2 protein-coding genes are annotated in these 611 nt (G+C 37.0%); both read left to right on the top strand.

Annotated features, from left to right (window positions below):
* The coding region (locus tag BGL89_RS05435; RefSeq protein ID WP_286824822.1) for a Uma2 family endonuclease at window positions 1-260 on the top strand (260 nt) is incomplete at its 5' end.
* A gap of 33 nt (window positions 261-293) precedes the next feature.
* Window positions 294-611, top strand: a 318-nt coding sequence (locus BGL89_RS05430) for a Uma2 family endonuclease (RefSeq protein WP_286824821.1), incomplete at its 3' end; no start/stop codon positions are given.

The following is a 611-nucleotide window of genomic DNA, read 5'->3' as shown; positions in this document are numbered from 1 at the left end:
AAAAGGAAAGATTTTTACCTCTATCTCCCGATTTTGTCATTGAATTAATGTCTGCTAGTGACAACATAGAAACTGCTAGGAAAAAAATGCAGGAATATTTAGATAATGGGACTCGTTTGGGTTGGTTAATCAATAGAAAAACTAGAGAAGTGGAAATTTATCGTCAAGGACAGGCAGTAGAAATTTTAACCAATCCAGAGAGTTTATCGGGGGAAAATATTTTATCTCAATTTGTCTTAGAACTTGATAGTATTTGGTAATTATATAATCCCATAAAAGAGAATCTAAACACGATGACAGTAGTAGAAATTAAATTTGAATCTTGGCAACTCAGCGATGAACAGTTTTTTCAACTTTGTCAGGATAACCGAGATTTGCGCTTGGAACGCAACCCAAAAGGAGATTTAATTATTATGCCACCGACTGGAGGAAAAACGGGCAATAGTAACGGTAGAATCACCCAACAATTATTTAATTGGTCAGATAACAATGGTACGGGTATCGCTTTTGATTCTTCCACAGGATTTAAACTACCCAATGGGGCCGATCGCTCTCCCGATGCTGCTTGGATACCTTTGGAAAAATGGCAAGCTTTAACCCCACAACAAAAG

It is taken from the genome of Microcystis sp. LSC13-02 (genome assembly GCA_002282935.1).
Classification (GTDB): domain Bacteria; phylum Cyanobacteriota; class Cyanobacteriia; order Cyanobacteriales; family Microcystaceae; genus Microcystis.
Note: the sequence above shows the minus strand (reverse complement) of the source record. Positions and strands in the feature narration are given on the sequence as shown.